Here is a 10,490-nt window from a genome sequence, read left to right as displayed (position 1 = left end):
CTCAAATTAATACCCTCGGCTTCAAATGCTATTCCACTATATGATGGCATATTCACGTATTTGGCCCCTATATCAATATTTTACTTATTATTGGACGTAAACCTCAGAACCATTAGAAAAGCAGGTACTCCCATGATTGTTCTGTTCTTGTTGGGTTCATTGGCAACTACATTAGGGGTGCTGGTTGCATGGTATATGACAACTCCTCAAGATGTCATTGGGAATGACGCAAAGATTATAGCAGGAATGCTTACAGGAACTTATACGGGCGGAAGTGTTAACTTTAATGCGATAGCTTTAGAATATGATTTTCAGGAACGAGGTGTTTTGTACGCGGGGACCATTGCTGTAGACAATGTGGTCACCACTTTATGGATCGTAATTACTTTGATCATTCCTGTTTTTTTAAGATCCTTTTGGAAAGATAAAAAAATAGAGATTCCTGCAGATACCAAAAGTTATGGGGAAGTAAAGGAAATGAACCTTTATTCTTTAACATGGCTGGTGTTTTTGGGTATTTCGGCGTACTTTATCTCTGAATTGGTTGCCACAGTTTTGCCTCAAATTCCTTCTATTTTAACGTTGACTACTTTGGGAATACTATTGGCGCAAACCAAATTCGTTTCAAATTTGAAGTCATCTAATGCATTGGGGTTGTATTTAGTGTATTTGTTTTTAGCCGTGATCGGTGCTTATTGTGAAGTAAGTTCCGTAATCGAATTAAAGGACATAGGGGTTACGTTGCTTATTTTCGCTTCCCTAACCGTGATAACCCATGGAATTATCCTAGTCATATTGGGTAGTCTTTTTTATCGGGATTGGGAGATGATTTCCATTGCTAGCCAGGCTAACGTAGGCGGCGGCACAACAGCCATTGCACTAGCCGAAACTTTTCAGAGAAAGGAACTGATCCTTCCAGCCATTTTGGTGGGTACCTTAGGCAATGCCCTTGGAACATATTTAGGATTTATGGTTGTTGGGTTACTTTAATGAAACAAGCTTTTCAGAATAATTTTAATTCCTCCAAACATAAGGAATACGGTTGCCGCAATGCCTATAATACCTAAAGGCAGCACAATATATAGAGGAAGGGTTTCTTTATTCAAAAAGGCAAAGGTTAACAAGTAGGTGGTAAGCACCAGTACCGGTAGCGAAAGTGCTAATCGCTTCAATCCTTTTACTAGAAGTTTCTTATCCGTAAATTTCTGTCTTGTTTCATCCATTTTTATAAGAATCTATAGCTTTTCGAACACTACCGTGTTGTTTTAGCAAAAACTCGGCCTCATCTTCCTTTATTTCCAAGGCATCCATCACCATGCGTGTTCCTCTATCTACAAGCTTGTTATTGCTCAATTGCATGTCCACCATTTTATTTCCTTTCACTCTTCCCAATTGAATCATGGCTGTTGTACTGATCATATTTAGGACCAACTTTTGAGCCGTTCCTGCCTTCATCCGTGAGCTTCCCGTAACAAACTCTGGGCCTACAACCACCACCACTGGATACTTGGCCGTATTCGCCAGTGGACTATCTTCATTGCAGGTAATACATCCAGTAGTGATTCCTTTCTCATTACATTTTTGTAAGGCTCCTATAACATATGGAGTAGTTCCGGAAGCCGCAATTCCAATAACAAAATCCTTATTTGTAATGGAATGTTCCTTTAAATCACTCCAACCTTGATCTTCAGAATCTTCGGCAAATTCGACTGCCTTGCGGATGGCCGAATCACCTCCAGCAATTAAGCCTATGACAAGGTCATGCGAAACACCAAAAGTAGGTGGGCATTCACTGGCATCTACTATACCCAGTCTTCCACTGGTTCCAGCACCTAAATAGAATAACCTACCTCCTTGTTTAAGGGCTTGGGCTACTTTTTCCGATAGGATTTCAATCTGGGGAAGTGCTCTTTCAACGGCAAGGGGTACAGATTTGTCCTCACGATTTATGTGTTCCAGTAATTCGCGCACTCCCATTTTTTCCAAGTTGTCATAATGGGAATCTTGTTCTGTAGTCTTTGTAAATGACAATGGTGCTTGTTTTTTGGTTTTTCAAAAGTACGCATTAAATGTAGATACCTTTATACTGAAAAACGTCTAATCACAAAAGTGCAACTATGATTTTACACTACTCCTGAACTACAAAGGTAGACTTGTATTCTTCAGCGATGGCGAAATATCCCAAAGCAAAATTATTTGGATCACCAACATTATTGAAGGTGCCATCATTATCGATATCGGTTACATTTATGAAATTTCCACGAACTGTAACCACGGGAGTTTCAAAAGGACCAAAATCCCCTTCACTCTGCTCTACAAGTGTGGTCATGTAATTGAAAAATTCTTGGTTGATTCCCAATATGCTGATCTCTGCTTGCTCACCTATTTCCAAATCTTCATCGTAGAAATAAGAAAACTCGAAGGATTGTCCCTGATAAAATTCATCTTCCGTGGCAAGAAAATTCCCAAAATCGAAATCGAATAAATAAAAATCGTTTCGCTCGTCTGTATCTGTGAAAGAAACGACTACTTCGGTATCGTCCTCATCGAATATACTGCCATCTCCCTGTTCTACAGAGTCGATGGGAACTGTGGGAACAAATTGTGCTTCGGCAATATACAATTGGTCTTCATAATCTATTTGTAATAGGAACCGATCACTCATAATTTCGGCCGTATTAAAAAATTTGCTATACACTCCGGGTTCTATAAGATCTAGCACACCAGTTCCTGGGCCGGTTCCAGGGTTGTCTAAATTACTTAAGGTAATTTGTTGCAATTCGGCGGGAGGTATAGGATCGAAAAAAGAACTGGTTTGGCTTACAACTACCCGAACTTCGGTTAGGGGTTGGGTTCTGTCTACCCTTACCAATGCATCTATTACCAGTCTTGGATCTTCTTGGGGTAGCTCTACCTCTATGACGTCCTCACAGGATGATAATGTGATGGCAATACAAATGGCTACAAGCTTAATTAGGTTTTTCATCTTCATTATTCAATAGTTAGTGTGTCCTTGAATTCCTGCACGATAGCAAAATAGCCCAAGGCGAAATTATCGGACATGTTCACGTTGTTGAAATTTTCAATATTATCTATATCGGTCGCATTTATGATATTGCCCCTTACGGTTACCGCAGGGGTTTCAAAAACACCAAAACTCCGATCACTTTGTTCAATTAGGAGAGACATATAGTCGTGGAACCCTTCATCTACGCCCAATATACTTACGGGGACCTCGTCTCCGGGGTTTAGTTCATCCTCATAGAAATAGGAAAACTCAAAGGTTTGTCCTTGATAAAACTCGTCATTGGTCTCCAGGAAATTACCATTACCGAAATCGAAAACATAAAAGTTATCCTGTTCTCCATTGTCGGTAAAGGAAACTATGATTTCGGTATCATTTTCATCGAATACTGTACCATCACCTTGCGCTAAACTTTCAATGGGGCTTGAAGGTTGAAATTCGGCAAAAGCGACAAATATTTTATCTTCAAAATCGATTTGCAGTACCATTTCATCACTCATTAAAAAATCGGTTCCCACGGCTTCCTTAACATAGACACCAGGTTCTGTTTCCAGCAAAATGGGGCCACCCCCTTCGGGGCCAAGACTTGTGATAGTAATTTGTTGAAGTCCAGTAGGAGGAAGGGTTCCGAAGAAAGAATTGGTTTCTGCTACTGTGATCACAACGTCCACAAAGGCCAACGAAGTATCTACCCTTATCAATGCATTTACAATAAGACGTGGTTCTTCGGAAGGTACATCCACGTCAATCACATCTTCACAGGAGCTAGCGAACACTATTCCCATAAGTAACATGGTGCAGTAAATGAATTGCTTCATACCCCTAGAATTTAAAATTATACGTTACTGCTGGTACGATTCCAAAAATGGAGGTACGTACCGCTTCGTTGATACCAGTATCGGCATTTTCCCTAAAGTTAATGGAAGCTGCGTTTCTTCTGTTATACAGGTTGTAAATGCTGAAAATCCATTCCCCTTGCCAGTTTCTACCTTTGTTTTTTCGAGGTGTTAGTACGGCAGAAACATCAATTCGATGATAATCGGGAAGACGCTCCACATTCCTTAAACCGAAGTAAGGAACCACTACACCTTGAAATTCGAACTGACCAATGGGATAATTCGTTGGACGGCCTGTTTGAAGGACAAAATTGGTGTTGAAACTCCATTTGTCATTCAATTCATAATTGGCGTATACGGAAATGTCGTGTGGTTTGTCGTAAGGAGTGTTGTACCATTCCCCAAAGTTGATCCCTGTTTCATTTTCGTTTCTCGGTAAGGTGCGTTGTTCGGACTTTGAAAGTGTGTAAGCCAACCAACCCTGTAGCTTCCCTGTGTTTTTTCGGAGGAGGAACTCTACACCGTACGCCCTTGCTTCGCCATTCAATATTACTTGTTCTATAGCATTATTTGCGATAAGATCGGCCCCGTCTATATAGTCTATCCTATTCTGAATATCCTTGTAATAGACTTCAGATTCTATGGTGTAGTCCCCATCTTTAAGGTTCTTGAAAACACCAAATGCATACTGATCAAGCAGCTGTGGTTCAACAAAAGGACCACTCGGGGTCCACACGTCTAGCGGTGTTGGGGAACTTGTGTTAGAGAGAAGGTGAAGGTATTGTGAAAGTCTGGTATAACTTCCCTTTATAGAAAAATCATCATTAAACGCATAGGAAGCCGAAATTCGGGGCTCGAAATTGGTAAAGGAGGCTAGCTGATCACTTCTACTGGACTCTACCGTGTCAATAGGGTCAGCTTCTTGATAAATCAATAAAAATGGATCAAACTCTACCGGATTGTTGTCTGCGTACACATTGAGTTCGTCTTGACCAAAACGGATAAAATGACTTACTCTTAATCCATATTCTACGCTTAATTTATCGGTGATATCATGTTCTACGTCCACATAAATTGCAGCTTCATTGGCATATTTCTTAATGAGTTGCTCTTCCACAATTCCTGAATCTGGACTATTGGGTTCTATCTTACCTGGATTGAAACTGTAGTAAATATTATTAGCTCCGTAATTAATTTGAAGCTTATCCGAAATATAATGTTTCAGGTCGTATTTGAGATTGAAGTTTTGAATACCCGAGTTCCATTCGAATCCGACAAAATCCAATTCCAAACCGTAGAAATAATCTGAATAGATCAAGGAAAGGTTCGAAAACAATTTATCAGAAAAGATATGGTTCCATCTAAAATTCCCAACTGCGTTACCGTATATATTGGTAAAACTGTCATTGATATCGAATAAATCCCTACCAAAATAACCAGATAGAAAAATACTGTTCCTATCATTGATTCGATAATTCAACTTGGTATTTAAATCATAAAAGTAAGCGCTGTTATCGATATCGAATAACGGAAGGAATAGATGGGCATATGAAGCCCTACCTCCCACAAGGAAAGCCGCCTTGTCTTTTACGATGGGTCCTTCAGCCAATAGTCGGCTTGCTACTGCACCAATACCACCGTTAATTTTTAGTTCCTTCATATTACCTTCCTTTTGGAAGATTTCAAGTACCGAGGAAACCCTTCCTCCGTATCTCGAAGGAATACCTCCTTTATACAGTTTCACATCCTTAATGGCATCGGGATTGAAAACGGAGAAAAAGCCAAATAAATGGGATGAATTAAATATGGTGGCTTCATCCAATAGTATTAAATTTTGATCGGCAGCACCACCCCGCACATTAAATCCAGAAGACCCTTCACCCGCATTGGTAACTCCGGGTAATAATAGAATCGATTTAATGACATCTGCTTCACCCAGGACCACGGGAATACTTTTAATGGTGCTGGCTTTTAGCGTATTAACGCTCATTTGGGGCGCTTTTATATTGGCTCTTTCCACATCTGCACTTATCACAACTTCATCAAGTTCTTCAGTGTCATTTTGCAAAGAGATATTTTGAGCAATGTTTTGAGTGAGTGAAACATTGATGCGTTCGTCTACAAACCCCAAACTACTAAAAACAATTTCGTAATCCCCTTCAGGCAGGGTAATGGAAAAGAATCCATATTCGTTGGTGATAGCACCTGTTTGTAAAGAAGGAACAATAACACTAACGCCTATCAAGGTTTCCCCTGTAGCGGCTTCGGTAATGGTTCCATTTAGTGTATATTTTTGCTGTGCTGCAACCCCAATTGTTGCGATTAGGAAGGCGAGAGTAATAAGTCTTTTCAAATGACAAAGTTTTTTATAAAGATAGGGCACAAAGAAAAGCCCACCAATATGGCGGGCTTTCATTTAACATTATTTTTAGAGTATTAGCTAATACTATCTAATATGGCGTTGAATGTTGAACTTGGACGCATTTCACTGGAAACCAATGCTTCATTGGGGTCGTAATATCCTCCTATGTCAACGGCTGATCCTTGTGCCGCATTCAATTCGTCCATAATCTTACTTTCATTTTCCTGTAGTTGTGTTGCTGCCGTTGAAAACCTTTCCTTTAATGTGGCATCCTTGTTTTGTTGTGCCAAAGCTTCGGCCCAATACATTGCCAGATAAAAATGGCTTCCTCTATTGTCTATTTCATTTACTTTTCGGGAAGGGCCTTTTTTGTTTTCCAATAACTTTTCAGTGGCATCATCTAATGCTTCGCCAATAACCCTCGCTTTGTCATTATTGAATTTTTCACCTAAATGATCCAGCGAAACGGCCAAGGCTAAGAACTCTCCTAAGGAATCCCATCTTAGATGTCCTTCTTTATTAAATTGTTGTACGTGTTTAGGGGCAGAACCACCAGCTCCAGTTTCGAACAATCCTCCACCGTTCATTAACGGAACAATGGAAAGCATTTTGGCACTGGTTCCCAATTCCAAAATAGGGAAGAGGTCGGTAAGATAGTCCCTTAGAACATTCCCGGTAACCGAAATGGTATTTTCACCGTTTTTAACACGAGCCAAGGTATAATGGGTTGCTTTTTCTGGTGAAAGGATTTTAATCTCTAATCCTTCGGTAGGGTGGTTGGGTAAATAAGTGTTTACTTTTTGAATTAACTGTGCGTCATGAGCCCGGTCTTCGTCCAACCAAAATACAGCAGGCCAACCTGTAGCCCGTGCACGTGTAATGGCCAATTTTACCCAGTCTTGAATGGGTAAATCCTTAACTTGACACATGCGCCAGATATCCCCGGCTTCAACCTCATGCTGCATCAGTGTTACTCCGTCTTGGTCAACAACTGATACAGTTCCATTTTCTGCAATCTCAAAAGTTTTATCATGCGATCCATATTCCTCTGCCTTTTGCGCCATAAGACCTACATTGGGAACGGTTCCCATTGTAGTGGGATCGAATGCGCCATTTTCTTTACAGAAATCGATGGTGGCTTGATATAAGGCAGCATAACTGCTGTCCGGAATTACCGCTTTCGCATCTTGCTGATTACCTTCCGCATTCCACATCTGTCCAGATGTCCTGATCATGGCGGGCATGGATGCATCGATAATTACATCGCTGGGGACATGAAGATTGGTAATGCCTTTATCGCTATTTACCATCGCCATATCGGGACCATTTCCCAAGACGCTTTGAATGTCTGCTTCTATTTCAGCTTTTTTTCCTTCGGACAATTCATCCAATTTAGAAACAAGATCCCCAAAACCATTATTAACATCCACACCTAATTCCTCGAAAGTGGAATGGTGTTTCTCGAACAAATCGGAAAAGAAAACACGAACTGCGTGCCCAAAAATAATGGGATCGCTCACTTTCATCATGGTGGCTTTCATATGAAGGGAGAACAAAATGCCCATATCTTTGGCATCCTGAACTTGTTTTTCCAAAAAGTCCAAAAGAGCGCCTTTGCTCATAAAAGTGGCGTCAACTATTTCACCTTCTAAGACGGATACCCCATTCTTCAATGTGGTTGTGTTTCCGTTAGTATCGGTATGAAGTATATTAAGATTCCCTTCTTTAGCAATGGTTACGGATTTTTCATTGTGCCTGAAATCACCAGATGTCATTGTGGCTACATGAGATTTAGAATCTGAACTCCAAGCTCCCATACTATGAGGGTTTTTCTTTGCATAGTTCTTAACGGCTTTTGGAGCCCTTCGGTCGCTGTTACCTTCTCTTAAGACAGGATTTACAGCACTACCTTTTATTTTATCATATTTCGCCTTGATTGCGTTTTCTTCATCATTTTGGGGTTCTTCTGGATAATTAGGAAGCCCATATCCTTTGGCCTGTAGTTCTTCTATGGCTGCAATTAATTGAGGAATGGAAGCACTTATGTTTGGAAGCTTTATGATATTGGCCTCCGGTCTTTTGGCCAATTCACCCAATTCGGTAAGAGCGTCATCTACACGCTGTTCCGGGGTAAGGTATTCAGGGAAGTTGGCAAGAATTCTTCCTGCGAGGGAAATATCACGGGTTTCTATGGCAATTCCAGAAGGGGCAGTGAATGCTTTTACGATCGGTAGTAGGGATCTGGTGGCCAATGCAGGTGCTTCATCGGTCTTCGTATAAATGATCTTGGCGATATCTGTCATATGTTTCTGAATGTTTAGAGAAGTTATTATTATGGTACGCTTGGCGTACAGGCTTGCAAAGATAATGAATTGGAAGGCGGTTTAAAAGTGAAGTGTACTTTTCGGTTTGAATGAAGGGAATAAAAACAAGAAAAGCCATATAATTGTATTGCTACAATCACATGGCTTCTTGTGAAGGAAATCGTTACCAGCCAGTACATTGCATTGCTGCTTGGTCCTGTAAGCAAGTTTGTTAAACCCTTGCGACCGTGATCTTCTTCAACATGAACAGTAACTTAGAATCTATTGATAATAACCAATCTATGTTTCTTCACTACTGCTCCTGCTTTTTTTCATCTAGTGCTCTCAGTACAAGTACCGGGATCATTTCAGGCAATTCAAAAAAACAGTTTTAAAGAACGTTACTTTAATATCTCTGCGGGTTGCCCCGTTTTGATAGTACTAAAGTAGGGGAAGAAATTTAATTTCCAAATAATCTAAGGCATTAAAGATTAACAACTTACTAACCTAGGTTATTAACAATTGTCAATAAAAAAGGCGATCCCAGTTGGAATCGCCTTTTACATACCTTATTAGGACTATTAAGCTCTCTTTTCCTTGATTCTCGCTTTCTTTCCAGTAAGTCCCCTGAAATAGTAAATACGCTTTCTACGTACGCTACCTTTCTTGTTGATTTCAATTTTTTGCAATGCTGGCATGTTGATCGGGAAAATACGTTCCACCCCAACGGTTCCAGACATTTTTCTAATGGTAAAAGTTTGGGAAGTTCCTGTTCCTTTTACCTGAATTACTACTCCTCTAAAGAACTGGGTTCTTTTCTTATCTCCTTCACGGATTTCGTAGTATACAGTGATTGTATCCCCAGCACCAAACTGTGGGAATTCTTTTTTGGTTACAAATTCGTCCTGAACAAATTTAACTAACGCTTCCATTTTTAATGTTTTGATAGTGTTACGCTTACAACAACATTCACGTCTATCGCCAGAGGTTGGGGTAAATCGACTGCAAAAATAGGTCTTTTTTATAAGTTGGCAAGGGTTTGTCTCACTTTTTATTAGAGTCAAATCCTACTAAGTCCAGTGCCCTAGGGAATAGTTTAATGTACTTTTTGTGCAATGGGGCACTTACCGAAATGGATTCATTGGTTACGGGATGATCAAACTTTAACGAATAAGCGTGTAAATACAATCCCTTACCTTTTAAAATCGTTCTGTCCGAATGGTATTGTGCATCCCCTAAGATCGGGTTACCCATGGACGAAAGATGTTTGCGCAGTTGGTGTCGCCTCCCGGTATGCGGTTGTAACTCGACTAGGTTTAGAGCTCCAAATCGTTCCGATGGCATCGATTCCAATAACCTGAAAGATGATTGCGATGGTTTTCCATCAATTTCTAGATCAATGGAACCATGTATTGGCATTTTTCCTTGAGTAACTGCTATGTATTTTTTTTCAATTGACCGATTTTCAAAAAGCGCATTCAACGCCACAACGGCTTTAGATGTTTTACCAACCAGTAGGGCCCCAGTGGTAGGATAATCCAAACGATGGATAGGTTCTGGCCTTTGAAGCGCATCGGGAATATTGCTTTTATTTAAATTGAAAGGTAGGGCATTCTCTAAGGTAAAACGTTTGTTCCCGCTTACCAAAATACCAGCTGGTTTATATACTATTGCTAGGTAATCGTCTTCGAACAGAACAGTAATGGGTTCTTGTAGCAAGGGTTTTTTTGATTCAAGTGCTTCGTAAAGGACAATTTCCTCACCACCTATGATCCAATCCCCTGTATATCCCTTCGAACCATTAATGAATATGCGCCCGCTTTTAATGGCTTTTTTTGTGCCTTTTCTACTGGTAAGGGTTTTGAAAATACCAACCGCATATTCCTGAAGACGCCTTTTGGTGCCTATTATAGGAACTTGGTGAATTTCTATTTTTTTTTGTTGGTTCATGCAAGTTGCAGCAT

General features: G+C 40.2%; 9 protein-coding genes (1 of these 9 running past the window's edge). 1 reads left to right on the top strand and 8 read right to left on the bottom strand.

Features of this window, described 5'->3' with window-relative positions:
* Positions 1-990 carry the 3' portion of a DUF819 family protein gene (locus tag AC6JAD_RS00170; RefSeq protein ID WP_461305198.1) on the top strand. The gene continues 144 nt to the left of window position 1, outside the view, so the window shows 990 of its 1,134 coding nt (coding positions 145-1,134); its start codon lies beyond the left edge, outside the window; its stop codon occupies positions 988-990.
* Here AC6JAD_RS00170 and AC6JAD_RS00165 read toward each other — a convergent pair.
* From AC6JAD_RS00165 to AC6JAD_RS00130, 8 genes are all read right to left on the bottom strand, one after another.
* On the bottom strand, positions 987-1,223 hold the full coding sequence (locus AC6JAD_RS00165) for a DUF6095 family protein (RefSeq protein ID WP_461305197.1): 237 nt from the start codon (positions 1,221-1,223) through the stop codon (positions 987-989). The genes AC6JAD_RS00170 and AC6JAD_RS00165 overlap by 4 nt on opposite strands.
* Positions 1,216-2,031 carry an N-acetylmuramic acid 6-phosphate etherase gene (gene murQ, locus AC6JAD_RS00160; RefSeq protein WP_461305196.1) on the bottom strand — a complete coding sequence of 272 codons (816 nt, stop codon included), beginning with the start codon at positions 2,029-2,031 and terminating at the stop codon, positions 1,216-1,218. Before murQ ends, AC6JAD_RS00165 begins: the two co-directional genes overlap by 8 nt.
* A gap of 97 nt (positions 2,032-2,128) precedes the next feature.
* On the bottom strand, positions 2,129-2,986 hold the full coding sequence (locus AC6JAD_RS00155; protein WP_461305195.1) for a DUF4249 family protein: 858 nt from the start codon (positions 2,984-2,986) through the stop codon (positions 2,129-2,131).
* A 5-nt stretch (positions 2,987-2,991) separates the two neighbouring features.
* Entirely contained in the window at positions 2,992-3,843 is an 852-nt protein-coding gene (locus AC6JAD_RS00150; RefSeq protein ID WP_461305194.1) for a DUF4249 family protein, read from the bottom strand.
* Positions 3,844-3,847: 4 nt separating this feature from the next.
* Positions 3,848-6,214 (bottom strand): TonB-dependent receptor, encoded by a 2,367-nt coding sequence (locus AC6JAD_RS00145; RefSeq protein ID WP_461305193.1) that lies wholly within the window; start codon positions 6,212-6,214, stop codon positions 3,848-3,850.
* An 83-nt stretch (positions 6,215-6,297) separates the two neighbouring features.
* A complete protein-coding gene (locus tag AC6JAD_RS00140) occupies positions 6,298-8,526 on the bottom strand; it encodes an NADP-dependent isocitrate dehydrogenase (protein ID WP_461305192.1) in 2,229 nt (742 codons plus the stop codon).
* Between the two features lie 581 nt (positions 8,527-9,107).
* Entirely contained in the window at positions 9,108-9,458 is a 351-nt protein-coding gene (gene rplS, locus AC6JAD_RS00135) for a 50S ribosomal protein L19 (RefSeq protein WP_461305191.1), read from the bottom strand.
* A gap of 112 nt (positions 9,459-9,570) precedes the next feature.
* The gene (locus AC6JAD_RS00130) at positions 9,571-10,476 is read right to left on the bottom strand and encodes an RluA family pseudouridine synthase (protein WP_461305190.1); all 906 of its coding nucleotides are present in this window, start codon (positions 10,474-10,476) and stop codon (positions 9,571-9,573) included.
* Positions 10,477-10,490 lie beyond the last annotated feature (14 nt).

It is taken from the genome of Aureisphaera sp. (assembly GCF_059726885.1).
Note: the sequence above shows the minus strand (reverse complement) of the source record. Positions and strands in the feature narration are given on the sequence as shown.

What these genes read in the sequence shown, in the direction of transcription:
- AC6JAD_RS00165 (WP_461305197.1), bottom strand. Translation starts at nt 1,223, where the DNA reads ATGGATGAAACAAGACAGAAATTTACGGATAAGAAACTTCTAGTAAAA.
- AC6JAD_RS00155 (WP_461305195.1), bottom strand. Translation starts at nt 2,986, where the DNA reads ATGAAAAACCTAATTAAGCTTGTAGCCATTTGTATTGCCATCACATTA.
- AC6JAD_RS00150 (WP_461305194.1), bottom strand. Translation starts at nt 3,843, where the DNA reads ATGAAGCAATTCATTTACTGCACCATGTTACTTATGGGAATAGTGTTC.
- AC6JAD_RS00140 (WP_461305192.1), bottom strand. Translation starts at nt 8,526, where the DNA reads ATGACAGATATCGCCAAGATCATTTATACGAAGACCGATGAAGCACCT.
- rplS (WP_461305191.1), bottom strand. Translation starts at nt 9,458, where the DNA reads ATGGAAGCGTTAGTTAAATTTGTTCAGGACGAATTTGTAACCAAAAAA.
- AC6JAD_RS00130 (WP_461305190.1), bottom strand. Translation starts at nt 10,476, where the DNA reads ATGAACCAACAAAAAAAAATAGAAATTCACCAAGTTCCTATAATAGGC.